The 14,500-nt window shown below is 39.9% G+C and carries 11 protein-coding genes; 8 read left to right on the top strand and 3 right to left on the bottom strand.

Annotated elements, in window-relative coordinates; all coding sequences use genetic code 11:
* Positions 1 to 32 precede the first annotated feature (32 nt).
* A complete protein-coding gene (locus tag HYU69_06065; protein MBI2269910.1) occupies positions 33 to 497 on the bottom strand; it encodes a hypothetical protein in 465 nt (154 codons plus the stop codon).
* Positions 498 to 755: 258 nt separating this feature from the next.
* Between HYU69_06065 and lpcA the strand changes: the two genes are divergently transcribed.
* A complete protein-coding gene (gene lpcA / locus HYU69_06060) occupies positions 756 to 1,334 on the top strand; it encodes a D-sedoheptulose 7-phosphate isomerase (GenBank protein MBI2269909.1) in 579 nt (192 codons plus the stop codon).
* A gap of 351 nt (positions 1,335 to 1,685) precedes the next feature.
* A complete protein-coding gene (locus tag HYU69_06055; GenBank protein MBI2269908.1) occupies positions 1,686 to 3,224 on the top strand; it encodes a YifB family Mg chelatase-like AAA ATPase in 1,539 nt (512 codons plus the stop codon).
* A 3-nt stretch (positions 3,225 to 3,227) separates the two neighbouring features.
* On the opposite strand, the gene HYU69_06050 is transcribed toward HYU69_06055, so the two are convergent.
* Positions 3,228 to 4,076 carry an N-acetylglucosamine kinase gene (locus HYU69_06050; GenBank protein ID MBI2269907.1) on the bottom strand — a complete coding sequence of 283 codons (849 nt, stop codon included), beginning with the start codon at positions 4,074 to 4,076 and terminating at the stop codon, positions 3,228 to 3,230.
* Positions 4,077 to 4,226: 150 nt separating this feature from the next.
* On the opposite strand from HYU69_06050, the gene HYU69_06045 reads away from it, so the two are divergent.
* From HYU69_06045 to HYU69_06030, 4 genes are all read left to right on the top strand, one after another.
* A complete protein-coding gene (locus tag HYU69_06045; protein MBI2269906.1) occupies positions 4,227 to 5,642 on the top strand; it encodes an MFS transporter in 1,416 nt (471 codons plus the stop codon).
* Positions 5,643 to 5,813: 171 nt separating this feature from the next.
* On the top strand, positions 5,814 to 6,560 hold the full coding sequence (locus tag HYU69_06040) for a MotA/TolQ/ExbB proton channel family protein (GenBank protein ID MBI2269905.1): 747 nt from the start codon (positions 5,814 to 5,816) through the stop codon (positions 6,558 to 6,560).
* Positions 6,560 to 6,967, top strand: coding sequence for a biopolymer transporter ExbD (locus HYU69_06035; protein MBI2269904.1), 408 nt, complete (start codon positions 6,560 to 6,562; stop codon positions 6,965 to 6,967). Before HYU69_06040 ends, HYU69_06035 begins: the two co-directional genes overlap by 1 nt.
* A gap of 87 nt (positions 6,968 to 7,054) precedes the next feature.
* Positions 7,055 to 7,867, top strand: a complete 813-nt coding sequence (locus HYU69_06030; GenBank protein MBI2269903.1) for a hypothetical protein — start codon at positions 7,055 to 7,057, stop codon at positions 7,865 to 7,867.
* Positions 7,868 to 7,873: 6 nt separating this feature from the next.
* On the opposite strand, the gene HYU69_06025 is transcribed toward HYU69_06030, so the two are convergent.
* Positions 7,874 to 9,418, bottom strand: coding sequence for a hypothetical protein (locus tag HYU69_06025; GenBank protein ID MBI2269902.1), 1,545 nt, complete (start codon positions 9,416 to 9,418; stop codon positions 7,874 to 7,876).
* A gap of 193 nt (positions 9,419 to 9,611) precedes the next feature.
* Between HYU69_06025 and HYU69_06020 the strand changes: the two genes are divergently transcribed.
* Both HYU69_06020 and HYU69_06015 read left to right on the top strand, forming a co-directional pair.
* Positions 9,612 to 12,977: an SBBP repeat-containing protein gene (locus HYU69_06020; protein ID MBI2269901.1), complete on the top strand. Its 3,366-nt coding sequence runs from the start codon at positions 9,612 to 9,614 to the stop codon at positions 12,975 to 12,977.
* 172 nt (positions 12,978 to 13,149) lie between these two features.
* The coding region (locus tag HYU69_06015; GenBank protein ID MBI2269900.1) for an SBBP repeat-containing protein at positions 13,150 to 14,500 on the top strand (1,351 nt) is incomplete at its 3' end.

Below are 14,500 nucleotides of genomic sequence, written 5' to 3'. Positions count from 1 at the left end.
CCCTTTCTTAAACAAAAAGGAAAGGATACTGATTAATTGAAGTCGTTGGGGTCCGGGGCTTTTTCATAGCCTTTCTTCTTTGGCTTTATTTTCTTCACAAACATTACGTTTATCAGTTCATCATCGATCGTGATCAGGGTCTTTGATATACCATTTTGTATAGTAACATCCTTGATCTCGTATTTCCATTTGCGTTTTACCAGTTCAAAAGTTCCATCCTCCAGCTTCAGGTACATGGCAGTTACCATATTGTTTTTCACCTCGGCCTTGCCATTAAAACAATTGGCATTGCTACCGTTACGAAATGTCAGGATAACATCTGTATAGGAGCCATCTTCAACATCAAAAGCGGTTCGGTCTTCAAATTTCTGAGCCCATTTTAAATAGCAGTTTGTTTCAACGGCTTCTTTAACTTCCTTTTCAGATGTACTCTGAGCTTTTCCAACTGTTAATACCAACAGAACGAGTGCAATGGCAGGGAGGAATGGTTTCTTCATAATTAATAGTTTAATGAAATATAAAAATAGAAATACTTTGGATCATTTCAAATTATGGCTGCTATTGAAGGGTTTGGACTTTGGGTTAATAATATTTATCTGTACAAATCTGTGTAATCAATAGCTACTATTGCGCCCGTTACCTGGACGACAGTCAAACCTTTGAAAGGATTTTTAAATATAGGTTTTGTTGAATAAATTGTCACATAAGCTTCGTAGTACTCAGTATATTCTTAATTTTGATCATAATCTATTCCAATGAAGAACGATTCCATCAGGCACAATTTCATCGAAGCGCAACATGTGCTGAATAAGTTTATCGGTGATGAGAAGAACTTTCAACTTATTGAGGGGGCCGGACAACTTATTGTTCAAGCCATTCAAAGCGGAAATAAAGTCATTTCATGTGGAAACGGGGGTTCTATGTGTGATGCGATGCATTTTTCGGAAGAGCTGAGCGGACGTTTTCGTAATGATCGGAAAGCTCTCCCTGCTATTTCCATATCAGATCCATCGCATATTACATGTGTCGGAAATGATTATGGATATGATAAGATTTTTTCCCGTTTTATTGAGGCATTGGGGAACAAAGGGGATGTTTTGTTGGCGATCAGCTCAAGCGGAAATTCGCTTAATGTAGTTAACGCAATTGCCGTTGCGAAAGCTAAAGGAATGAAGGTGATTGGTCTTACAGGTAAAGATGGTGGTAAAATGGCATCAGCATGTGATGTTGAAATACGTGCCCCGCATTCTGATTATGCTGACCGCGCACAGGAGATCCATATTAAGATTATCCATTCATTGATCCATTACATTGAATTAAATCTGAAATCGTAAAGATTAATCAAAAAAACAGCGATCCGTATTTTGAAAAGATTACTGCTTAACAGGTAAATTCTATCTGCGGTGTTTAGGCTTGGCAGCTCCTGCACCATGCCAACCCTGCTGTTGAACACGCCTCCAGCATGAAGTAGTAGAAATCACTATCAGGGCAAGAAGTGCTAAGATTGTAATTTTTCTCATGGTTTTCATAGGGGAAAAAGTTATAATATTCAATTGTAACAAATATAATAAAAAGACGAAGAAAATTGAAATCTGAAACAATTTTTAGGATGTTTACAGAACATAAAAATTTATAGTTTTAGAGGAAATTATATAGGTTAATTTCATATTTATTATTCTTATTTCATGTTAGTTAAAACATTCGGAAGCGCGGTGCATGGCATAAGCGCGACAACAGTAACTGTTGAAGTTAATATTTCCCAGGGTGTTAATTTTCACATTGTCGGGTTGCCCGACAGTGCCGTTAAAGAGAGCCAGCAGCGTATTGATGCAGCGCTTAAGAATCTTAATATCAAAATTCCCGGCAAAAAGATCACAGTGAATATGGCCCCGGCCGATATTCGTAAAGAAGGCTCCGCTTACGATCTTACCATTGCTACCGGCATACTTGCCGCTACTGAAAATATAAAAGCAAACAAACTTGGAGAATACATAATAATGGGCGAGCTGTCGCTTGATGGAGGCTTGCAGCCAATTAAGGGGGTATTGCCTATTGCTATAAAGGCTAAGGTTGAAGGGTTTAAAGGAATAATATTGCCTAAGCAAAATGCACGTGAGGCAGCTATTGTGAATGGTTTGGAAGTATACGGTATCGAAAATATTAAACAACTGATCGGGTTTTTTAATGAAGAACAAAAGTTAGAGCGTACAATAGTAAATATAGAAGAAGAGTTTTATATGCGGTTGGCCGGGAGCGAGGCTGATTTTGCGGATGTGAAAGGGCAGGAAAATATTAAGCGTTCATTGGAAATTGCAGCTGCAGGCGGACACAATGTAATATTAATCGGTCCGCCGGGTGCAGGGAAGACCATGCTGGCTAAACGTTTGCCAACCATATTGCCGCCCCTGACAATTGATGAAGCTTTAGAAACGACCAAGATACATTCGGTGGCAGGCAAAATAAATAAACATTCAGGTTTGGTCACTGCAAGACCCTTCAGGTCGCCGCACCATACAATTTCGGATGTGGCCCTTGTTGGCGGCGGGGGTACACCACAGCCCGGTGAAATTTCTTTGGCACATAATGGTGTGTTGTTCCTGGACGAACTGCCGGAATTTAAGCGTACAGTGCTGGAAGTTATGCGCCAACCGCTGGAGGATCGTATAATAAATGTATCCCGTGCTAAATTTTCAGTCGAATATCCTGCAAGTTTTATGTTGGTTGCATCTATGAACCCTTGTCCATGCGGATACTACAACCATCCCGAAAAGGAATGCGTATGTGGTCCGGGTATAGTGCAAAAATACTTGACTAAAATTTCAGGACCGCTGCTGGATCGGATCGACCTGCATGTGGAAGTTACACCTGTTTCATTCAAGGAACTTTCTGCCGAGCGTGTTTCTGAAAAAAGTGAAGCAGTTAGGGAGCGTGTGATGAGGGCCCGTGAGATTCAGCAGAAACGATTTAGTGATGTTGAAGAGGTTCACTGCAACGCGCAGATGAGTTCGAAGATGCTGCGTACTTATTGCGGGATTGGTGAAGCAGGAAAGCAATTGTTGGAAACTGCGATGGAAAAACTTGGCTTATCTGCCCGGGCATACGACCGTATTTTAAAAGTTGCCCGCACGATAGCTGATTTAGATAGTTCGGAAAATATTGAAACAAGTCATCTGGCTGAGGCAATTCAGTACAGGAGTCTGGATAGAGAAGGTTGGGCGGGATGATATTTACAATTCATTATCTATATGATAATTAACCAGATCATCAATGGGTGAAGCTATCAACCTGCCTATTTTCATGTTATGGGATCGGCCCACTTCGCTTAAAATCTCTTTAAAAATAAATCCTACAGAACCAACACAGTTAAAACTCAGTTTTTCATATCCTGAATATCTGCTTACCAGATTTTCAAAAAAATCAGTAAAAGATTCCTTAACTATTTTTTGAATGTGCGCATGTTGTTTGTTTTCATCAGCGAACTTGCAAAAGCCTGCCAGGAATCGGTTAGGAAGCGGTTTATTATAAAGGGAATCTAAAATTTCAGCATAAGTGAGATGGTATTTTTGATCAAACTTTTGTTGTAATTCCGGAGGAAGGTGTCCTCGTAGAAAATCACGCACTATCTTTTTCCCGATATAACAGCCGCTGCCTTCGTCGCCCAGCAAATAGCCAAGTGAGTCGATGTTTTTTTCCACTTCCTTCCCGTCGTAAATACAGGTATTGGATCCTGTGCCAATGATGGCGGCAAATCCACGGGTGTTTCCAAGCAGGGCACGGGCAGCAGCCAACATATCATGGTTGACATAAATTTCTGCACTTGCAAAACATTTCGATAATGCTTTAAATACAACAGCCGCTTTTTCAGGAGTTGAACAGCCGGCGCCATAAAAAAAGATTTTTTTCACCTTTGAGCTGTCAAGTTGCGAAATTAAGGTGCTGGTCAGTGATTGAGCTATTTTTTCAGTGTCAATAAAATAGGGGTTATAGCCAATGGTATTGTATCGCGATTGATTTTTCCCTTCATCGATCAGGATCCAATCTGTTTTGGTTGAACCACTATCAGCAATTAATAGCATATTTCCCAGGTATTACGTTAATAAAACATGTTCTTAATAATTATAAATATAACTTTTTATTAGGAGTTGGTTTTAGCAATTGATTCTTTTTTACATTTACTACTACGCTTATGAGCTTCGTAGTACTCAGTAACGACTAATCCATCATTTATGGACAACTCTTCTTCAAGGAGATCTCTTTATACTCTTATATCTGTTTTCTTTTTCTGGGGCTTTGTGGCCGCATCGAATACCGTGTTGATCGGGATATTCAAAAAGAATTTTGACCTGTCGCAGTTCCAGGCCCAGCTGGTGGATTGGGCTTTTTATACTGCATATTTTGTCGGTTCGATCATTTATTTTATCATTTCGTTCAGCAGTGGCGATCCCCTGAACAGGATCGGGTACAAGAAAGGATTGATCTTCGGATTAATACTTTCAGCTGTCGGAGCCTTATTGTTTATTCCTGCAGCCTCCGTGCAGTCATTTCCACTCATGCTTACCGCTTTGTTTGTAGTGGGCCTGGGTTTTACACTCCAGCAGATCGTTGCGAATCCTTATGTAATAGCTTTGGGATATCCGGCAACAGGAGCTCACAGGGTAAACCTGGCAGGAGGTATTAACTCTTTCGGAACAATGATAGGTCCTCTATTGATCAGTTATTTGATCTTCGGATCAATAAGCGGCAATGCAGTTGTCGATTTAGGAATAGATGCCGTAAAATTACCTTACACTATTCTTGCCGGTGCGTTTTTAGTGTTTGCTGCTATTCTGTTTTTTTCTAAACTGCCGCCTGTAACTAATGCTGAACCCGTAGAAAAAGATCTGGGAGCATTCAGATACCCGCAGTTAGCGCTGGGTATGATCGCTATTTTTACCTATGTGGGAGTGGAAGTTGCTATCCAAAGTAATATTGTTGCCCTTATAAAACTTCCGGAGATTAAAGGGTTGGATAATACCCAATCGGTTCATTTTATTTCATTGTACTGGGGAAGCCTGATGATAGGCAGGTGGGCGGGAGCGGTTTCTGTTTTCAATTTTTCAAAAGCGGCTAAGAATATCATGACCATTGTTGTGCCGTTAGCGGCATATGCCACAATTCTTTTGGTGAATTACATCAAAGGAAGTCCGATGAATGACCTGTTGTACTACTTTCCTTTTGTGCTGATGTTTATCGGTGTGTTTTTCCTGACAAAAGGAAAGCCCACATGGATGATGCTGCTATTCGGTTCAATGGGTGCAGTAATGATGATTGTCGGATTGTTGACAACAGGAAGTACGGCCCTCTATTCTTTTTTAAGCGGAGGATTATTTTGTTCGGTTATGTGGCCATGCATTTTTTCCTTATCAATTGCGGGACTTGGTAAGTACACAAACCAGGGCTCCTCATTGCTTATTATGATGATACTTGGAGGAGGACTTATTCCTCCCCTGCAAGGCTTGCTTGCTGATAATATCGGAATTCACCTGTCATATATTGTACCTGTTTTCTGTTTTGCCTACCTCGCGTTTTATGGATGGAAGGTTAAGAATGTTTTAAAATCACAGGGGATAGATTATGATTCATCCGTAAGTTTCGGGCATTGAGGGAAAGGTAGTTAGTTGCTGGTTGTCAGTTGTTGGTTATTGCCCGACAACCAACAACTGACAACCAACAACCAACCCCCACTAACACCTTCCTGTTTATAAGTTCAACCTTTCACACAATATTTCCACTTTAGTTCAAGTTAATTTAGCAGGGTTATAAATCTACGAACTATGCTAAGCTCTGTTTTATTGCAAATAACGGGCACTATGGGTGCCACGGTGGCCGATACGATCAATAAAACCGCAACCCCGATCCAGGATACTGCACAAATGGTTCCGGCTGCGAATGTGGAAGATTCGCTTTCCCTGTTCGAACTGGTGGTGAAGGGCGGTTATATTATGATACCTATTGGTGTTTTATTGTTCCTTGCTATTTATGTGATGTTCGACCGCATCATTGCTTTAAGAAAGGCTTCGCGACATGATAAAAATTTCATGTTGACGATTAAAGATTTTATAGTATCAGGCAATCTTGAAGCCGCGCGTACACTTTGCAGGAGCAATACTTCGCCTGTGGCTGCTGTTGTAGGAAAAGGCCTGGGCCGTTTAGGAAGACCTGTTGCTGAGATCAAAGAAGCGATGGACGGAGCGGGCAGGGCTGAGTTATACAAAATAGAAAAGAACATGATCGTACTCAATATCATTGGTCGCATAGCGCCTATGTTCGGTTTTGTGGGAACAATCATCGGTGTGGTGAAAATATTTTATGATATCTCTTTGGCCGGTGGTGATATTAAAATTGATACCATCTCTGCTGGTTTGTACCAGAAGATGATTACAAGTGCCGGGGGATTGATTGTGGGAATCCTTGCCTTTACAACGTATCACATCCTGAATATTGTGATCGAGAAGATCATCAACCGGATAGAAAACAGCTCCACAGAGTTTTTAGATATTTTAAATGAGCCTTCTAAATAATGAACTTGCGCCGCCGACATAAAGAAGGAGCTGAGGTAAGTACCGATTCGTTGAACGATATCATGTTCTTCCTGCTTTTGTTCTTTCTAATTGTATCCACACTTGTAAATCCGAATATTATTAAGCTAACTCTGCCGAGCACAAAACATGGTACTTCCATTCAGAACAAGCCGAAGGTTGTGATTGAAGCGGGGAAAGATGCTGTATTCGCGGTGAATGGTTTGTTGGTCCCTTTTACAGCGCTGGAACAGGCCGTAGCATTGGAGGTTAATAAAACGGGGGAGAAAACGGTAGTATTGAAAATAGATAATTCGTTATCAGTACAGGATCTCGTTGATGTTTTACAGATCGGTGATAAGTTGGGAGTGAAAATGGTGTTGAAGACCAAGTCGCCAACGGTGAAGTAGTTAAATGTTGTCAGCCCTCAGTTCTTCGTTTATTTATGGTAATTTTTTTACCAGCAACCGACAACTAACAACCAGCAACAAAATGCAATGCAAGCAATAGCTGACAATAGGAAAGATCATTTTTTATCATTCATATCATCCGTCCTGGTGTTTGGGCTGATCATTCTTTTTTTGTTACTGTTTCTTATTAAAACACCTATTCCTCCGTATCCTCCAAGTATTATACAGGAAGTTGAAATAACTTTTGAAGGTGGTGGCGGGGAAGATGGTGCTGAAGGAATGGGAAACCCAGGAATGACCAGCTCTGTTAAAGCGAATACCAATACGACATCGGCTACAGAGGATATTTTTTCAAGCAGCACAGAAGATCCGGTATTGACCGTGAAAGAGGAAAGAAAAAAAGAGAAGAAGAAAGAGAAAAAGATCGAAGAGAAAATTAGGGCGCAGGAAGATCCACAGCCCAGTCAGGAGTTAATGAACCTGATTGCTAACGTAAAAGACAAACTAAAAAATTCAAGCGGCAACTCAACTAATACTGATGGAAATGGGAAAGCCGGTGATGGTGACGGGCAGGGGAAAGGAAATGGTGATGGTCCGGGAGAGGGAAATAATGTTGGCCCGGGTAAAGGGCCTGGTTATTCATTACGGGGAAGAAAATTGTTACAACGCCCTCAGCTGCTTGATGAATCACAGGAAGAAGGAATTGTTGTTGTGGAAATAGTGGTAGACGAAACAGGAAAGGTGATTGAAGCCACTCCCGGACAAAGGGGTTCAACCACAACCAGCTCTTATTTATATACATTAGCCAGGCAGGCCGCGAAGACGGCTAAGTTCAATGTCAGTCCCGATGGTGCTAAGGAGCAGAAGGGAACTTATACTTTTGTGTTCAGGTTGGATTGATTGTTATTATTTCTCCAGTCGTTTCGCTTTCTCCTGTACTATCTCTGTAAGCGAACGGTTTTGAATCTTACTTTCAATCCAGTCAAGGATGTTCAACTCTTCAATAGCTGATTTTTCTTTCGGATATTTCTTGAGGTATTCAAATTGCTTTTTAACAAGTGAGCATCTTTCTTTAAGTTGTTTTTGTGAAGTTAATGCATGAATGTCGTTTAATATGAAATCAAAAGCCAGCTTCTCCGCTTTGGAAACATATGCTTTGTTTTTATGAAGTCTTGTGATCATAGAGGCTTCATGTTCAATAAGATCGGTTTTTCCCATTTCAAAGTACAGCTGGAGTTGCAGGAATTTTGTTCTGCGGTAAAATTTGTCTTGTTCTTTTAATGTTGAAGAGTTTAATAAAATATTTATGCTCGACAATGAATTTGTATATTGTTTAAGGGCAAAGTGAGTATATGCTTTTGTGAAATAAAAATCGTGAATATTATTTATGGTATTATCGAACGGGAGTAATTCTTCTTCGAGATTCAACTCATACAAACCGTCCTTAAAATTTCCCATTGAAATGAAAAGAGTTGCTCTTATTTTGTGTAGTGTAAATGTTATTCTTAAATATATATGAGATGGTAATTTTTTTTCCCATTTTTCTAATTCATGCTCAAGGTTACGCATCATCTCAAATGCCTTCCTGATGTTGTTTAATGTATAATAAGAGATGGATAAATTTATAAGTGTGTTAGCCCTTGAAATTATTAATTCATGATCCTTTTCAGGCAATAGCTGTAATAATTCATATTTTGATTCAAGAGCTGCGATGCTTTTTAACGGATCGGTTTTGCCAAAGGTGTAATAAGCTGCTTTGATGTCATAATAGCTGAGCTTTGATTCGGGAGAAAGTGGTTGGGTTTTATTTTCCATCAATGAATTTTTCATTAGATGTCCATATTCATATTCTGTTTGTTTATTTTTTGACACTCCTGCTTTTCTTAATAGTAAATACATGTTGTTTTTCAGACTATAATATTGATTTCTGTTATTTATCTTATTTATGATCTCAGCAGATTCTCTCTGAAGTGTTCCATATTTATCCTCCATAGCTGATAAGTCTTCCCTAAAATGGATCAGCTTCAATTCGCGGTTATATATTTCCAATAATATTTCGGGTTTGCTATACCGGGTCGCAATAGCTTTAATCTTCTTTAATTTTTTTTCATAATGGTTGTAAAGGCCTTTTTGAAATAATACGAATGCTTCATTGAGTTGATCGTGCAATTGAATTTCGATGTGCGATGAAGCATTATAACTGCACAGTTTTTTTAAGATCAGATTATATAAGTAATTTTTCATCACCGGCAGGTCTTTTTGAGCCCGGGTATCAAAGCCGCTTTTGATTTTATATTCATTGTATTTTTTCTGTGCGGCAATCAGGTTGAATAATTTGAGATAAGTGCTGTCTTGCCCACCTGCGTTTCCCGCTGTATTAATTTTGAAATATCGTTTTTCATTCATCGACATACTGTGAATTAATTCATGAAGTTTATTAGATGCTCCCATTTTATTTACCTTTTTTGAAATTAAATAAAATAATATATAATATATTGATATACATATAGTTATGTAAATATTAGCTATATCTTAAATTATATTAAAGATAAATAATTATTTGACTTGCTCTTAAACTAAAGCTACTTTTAAAGAAGTCGTTTAGCGTATAGTCTTAGTTCGGATTTAATCCTAATTGTGAAGCATGAGACTTCTTTCGAATAGAAAAAATTTCCTGACGAAGAATTATAGTTTTCTTCTCATTACAGCAATTCTTTTTGCGAGTAATTTTTTTGCCAGAGGCTATACAAAACCTAACGATCCGGAAATGGCAGCGAATGCTAAAACATGGATGTCGTTAAACAAGCAACTGGGTTTTCATGAAAACAAGGGGCAAATGACAGGCTCTGATGACAAGCCGGCTTCCTATGTATTATTTAAAGCTGAAGTGCCCGGCCTGAATATTTGGGTTACTACATCCGGACTAACTTACCAGTTTTTCGAAAAGGAAGAGGATAATAACGTTGAAGATGATGAAATGGGGCAGGCTAATATTCTCCAAGGCGACAAATTAAAAGTTAAATGGAAATGGAGTCGGGTAGATATGGTCCTGAAAAATGCGGGTATCAAAAAAGAGAACGTTGTTGCTGAAGGCGATGTTACTCTGGGCAATGTAAGTTATTTTTTTGGCCACTGTCCAAATGGAGTTAGTAATGTAAAAACCTATACCAGGATAACTATCAGGGAGGTTTATAAGGGAATTGACTGGGTAATTTACACTTCCGGGAACGGAGGCATAAAGCACGATTTTATCGTTCATCCAAAGGCTGATCCCAACCAGATAAAACTCATTTATGAAGGAAATGGGAAATTTGAAGTGAAAAGCAATCAAATTCATTTTGAAAGCGAATTGGGAGGAGTCACCGAAGGCCGTTTATTTTGTTATCAGGGGGAGCAATCAAATAGTATAAGTTCTGACTATACAATTAAAAGCAATATTCATCCTTTGTATTTGGGAGTAGGCACGTTGCCTTTGAATCAGGATATTCGACTGCTGAATGAAATGAAAGCTGTGAAGAGTGAAATTTTCTCATATGAGATAGGCATTAAATTAAATGATTACAATAACGCGCAAACAATCACGATCGACCCGCAATTAACCTGGGCTACTTTTTACGGAGGGAATGGTGCTGATGGCCCAATGAGCGTAGATTGTGATGCTAATAACAATGTGTATGTGACCGGTTATACAGATAATGTTGCCGGTACTACTTTCCCATTGCAGGCTTGGGGTGGAGCCTATTTTTATACAGCCGCAGGTTATTATGGTATTTTCATTATGCGCTTTGATCCGAATGGAGTATTGGTTTGGTCAACCTTTTATGGATCAGGCCGGGGCCATTCAATAACCTGCGATGGTGCCGGTGGAATATATATCACCGGGTATACCAGAGGTCTACCAACTTATGACCCGGGAGGAGGGGCCTATTACCAAAGTGTTTTTGGAGGGTTTAATTATGATGCTTTTGTTTTGAAGTTTGACAATGCAGGTAACCGTTTATGGGCGACATATTACGGAGGGGCGTCCGACGAAGAGGCATATTCCATTGCATTAGATGGTGCCAACAATATTTATATTGTCGGATATACCTCTTCAAATGCGGTGACGTTTCCTCTTCAGACAAGAGCGGGTGCTTATAACCAGGGGACAGCAGGTGGATCACGAGATGCTTTTATTTTGAGGTTCACAAATTCAGGCGTATTAACGTGGGCAACTTATTACGGCGGCTCCGGAGTTGACGAAGCGTATGCTATCGCTTTCGATGCAGCTGACAATGTTTATGTGACAGGTTATACGCGGTCATCTGAATTAACATTTCCACTTCAATCCTGGGGTGGAGCCTACTTTGATAATATTTACGGAGGAGGAGGGAATGGAGATGTTTTTATTTTGAGATTCACAAATTCCGGAGTATGTACATGGGCTACATATTATGGTGGCACGGGTAATGACGTAGGAACTTCCGTTGCTTGCGATGCATCGGATAATTTGTATGTGGTCGGCTATGCAACATCAACTGCCGCTACATTTTCATTACAGGCATGGGCAGGAGCATATAATCAAGCCGCGTTGGGAGGAGGGGTTGATGCTTTTATATTGCGATTTACAAACATTGGCACACGAACCTGGGCCACTTACTATGGAGGCAGCGGCACGGACATTCCTTTCCATTCGTACCATCACATTGAGATAGATGATTGCGGCAATTTGTATGTGAGTTTAAATACGACATCTTCCAACATATATAAATCCGGAAATACAACCTGTGGCAATTTTTATGATTCAAGTTTTGGCGGCACCGGCGGTAGCGGTTATGGCGATGCGTTTATTATAAAATTCAACAATAATGGTGCAGTTTTGTGGGCTACGTATCTGGGTGGTAACGGAGCAGATTTTCGGGAAGCAATAGCCCTCGACAATAATGGCAATTTATATGTGGTGGGGGAGTGGTGTGCAGGCAGTGGTTCTATCGTTACAAGTACTTATCCGTTTACAAATCCCGGTGGAGGAGCTTATTATGATAATGCTTTCGGAGGGCTGGACGATGGCTACATTGTAAAATTCAGTCCTGTTGTTCCAACCTTAAGTCAGTCACAGGTTAACAATACGGTCTGCAGTCCTTGTTCCGGAAGTGCAACTGTTAATATTGCCTGTGCCGATCCCAATTTTAATTACACATGGAGCAATGGAAGTCAGACATTAAATAGTATTAGTTCCACCAATACTATTTCGGGTCTTTGTCCGGGTACTTATACAGTTACAGTAACAGACGGAGCTTGTGTTAAGGTTCCGTATACAGCAACATTTTCTATAACCGGAACTGCCTGCGGAAGCATAACTGCAAATGTAAATTCAGCGGAAGTATGCGAAGGTGCTTCATCTTGTCCTGTATTAATTGCAACAGCCACTAGTGGTACAAGTCCATATACCTATTCATGGAACACTGGAGGAACAACACAAAGTATAAATCCATGTCCTGCAACAACTACCACATATACTGTGCAAATAACGGATTCGGGAGGGGCAACAGCTGCTTCAACAGCTATTGTAATAGTTAACAAGGGAGTTGATGTGCAGACTACCCTAACTAACATTACCTGTAATGGAGATGCCAACGGAAGTGCCATTGCAGTAACCGGCAGCGGAACCTCTCCTTATACTTATAGCTGGAGTAATGGTCAAACGACCCAATCAGTAACGGGATTGATACAAGGGACTTATACAGTTAAAGTGACTGATAATAAAGGCTGCACTTCAACAACTACAACCTCAATAATTTCACCACCTGCTTTGACAGGCTTATTTACTAAGGGCACGGCTGCTTGTAATGGTTGCGGTTGTAAGGAATGGTTAATGGTGACAGGAAGCGGTGGTACCGGTCCTTACTATTATAATTGGCAGGATGGATATATGAACAGGTATAAAAATCAACTTTGTCCGGGAGCACATACCATTAATATTAGAGACAAGAACGGGTGTTCAATAAATCTAAACCTCAGTACACCCTGAACCTTTTAATATGGCATGAAATAACTATTTTTGATTATAATATCACAAGCATAGACTTATGTTGCATAAGACAAATTTAAAAGCATCATTCCTTGTATTTTTTTTGTTTGGTTTTATTTTGACCGGTTTGAAGGGGCAAAATAACTTTCCTAAAGGATTGTCTAAATCCAACTTGTCAGAATCAAAGAAAAAGGAGATCGAACTGAACTTTCAGAATTTACAAGTCAGCTTTCGCAAAAACATGGGACAATGGAATGATGACATATTATTTGAATCAGCTTCATCAGGTGTGCATATGTATTTTATGAAGGATGGTATAAGTTATGCCAGTGTCAGGGAAGTGGAGAGTGAAATGAAGATCAATTCAGATAATGAATTCGCTCGTTCGGGTAACGACCATGAATATTTAGTTTGGAACATGAGATTTCTTGGTTGTAATAAAGAGGTACAATGTTTATCGGAAGGCGAGCGGAAAAGTAAGATCAATTACCTGATCGGAAATGATCCATCCCGTTTTGTGACAAATGCTCCCGATTACAATCTGATCCGATACCACGAATTGTATGACAAGATAGATGCCCGTTATTATTCATCCGGCAACAAGATCAAGTATGATTATGTTGTTAAGCCGGGAGGGAAGATCAATGACATTAAAATGAATTTCGAAGGAGTAAAAAAGATAACCATTAAAAGAGACGGAGCTCTTGAGATAAAAACCGATTGGGGTACTGCAACAGATCTCGCCCCATATTCGTACCAGTTTATTAATGGTGTAAAGAAAGAAGTAGATGTATGTTATAATTTGTCAGATAAAAATACAGTGAGTTTTTATTGCAAGGGATCTGTTGATCCTGCATACGACCTCATAATTGACCCCGTGATATTAGTTTATTCGACTTATGTCGGAGCTGCCGGTCCGCTTTCAGGGCCCTTAATTTGGGGTTATACGTATGATATTGCTTCCGATAATCTGGGCAACGCTTATGTAACAGGTTGGTATGATGGGGCCGGATTTCCGACTAAACCAGGCAACTATGATGCATCATACAACACAAATACGGATGTTGTTGTTTTTAAAATGAGGCCGGATGGTACTGATATCATTTACGGAACTTATATTGGTGGAAGCAGTGGTGAAAGGGGATATGGAATTACGATTGATAATACCGGGAATGCTTATGTCACAGGCAATACAGGATCTGCTAATTTTCCTGTCACGGCAGGAGCATTTGATGTTGCTTTTAACGCAGGACAATCACAGCCATTTTTATTGAAACTTAACGCTGCCGGATCAGCATTGGTCTATTCCACATTTCTCGGAGATCAGGGAGCCGGAGAAGGAGTTGTTGTAAATAATACGGGCGAAGCTTTTGTTACCGGAAGAATAAACAGTGCGGCTTTTCCAACTACAGTAGGGTGCTATGACAATACTTTTAATGGCGGCCTTGGCGATGTTTTTGTTACAAAATTTAATGCAGGAGGCAGCGCTGTTTTATATTCTACGTACGTTGGCGGCTCGAATG

Source organism: Bacteroidota bacterium (genome assembly GCA_016183775.1).
Lineage (GTDB): Bacteria > Bacteroidota > Bacteroidia > JABDFU01 > JABDFU01 > JABDFU01.
The sequence above is the reverse complement of the archived record's forward strand: the minus strand, read 5'-3'. Positions and strand labels throughout refer to the sequence as shown.

Coding starts and splice junctions, on each gene's coding strand:
- HYU69_06020 (MBI2269901.1), top strand. CDS start 9,612: ATGAGACTTCTTTCGAATAGAAAAAATTTCCTGACGAAGAATTATAGT.
- HYU69_06040 (MBI2269905.1), top strand. CDS start 5,814: ATGCTAAGCTCTGTTTTATTGCAAATAACGGGCACTATGGGTGCCACG.
- HYU69_06025 (MBI2269902.1), bottom strand. CDS start 9,418: ATGGGAGCATCTAATAAACTTCATGAATTAATTCACAGTATGTCGATG.
- lpcA (MBI2269909.1), top strand. CDS start 756: ATGAAGAACGATTCCATCAGGCACAATTTCATCGAAGCGCAACATGTG.
- HYU69_06050 (MBI2269907.1), bottom strand. CDS start 4,076: ATGCTATTAATTGCTGATAGTGGTTCAACCAAAACAGATTGGATCCTG.
- HYU69_06065 (MBI2269910.1), bottom strand. CDS start 497: ATGAAGAAACCATTCCTCCCTGCCATTGCACTCGTTCTGTTGGTATTA.
- HYU69_06035 (MBI2269904.1), top strand. CDS start 6,560: ATGAACTTGCGCCGCCGACATAAAGAAGGAGCTGAGGTAAGTACCGAT.
- HYU69_06055 (MBI2269908.1), top strand. CDS start 1,686: ATGTTAGTTAAAACATTCGGAAGCGCGGTGCATGGCATAAGCGCGACA.
- HYU69_06030 (MBI2269903.1), top strand. CDS start 7,055: ATGCAAGCAATAGCTGACAATAGGAAAGATCATTTTTTATCATTCATA.
- HYU69_06045 (MBI2269906.1), top strand. CDS start 4,227: ATGGACAACTCTTCTTCAAGGAGATCTCTTTATACTCTTATATCTGTT.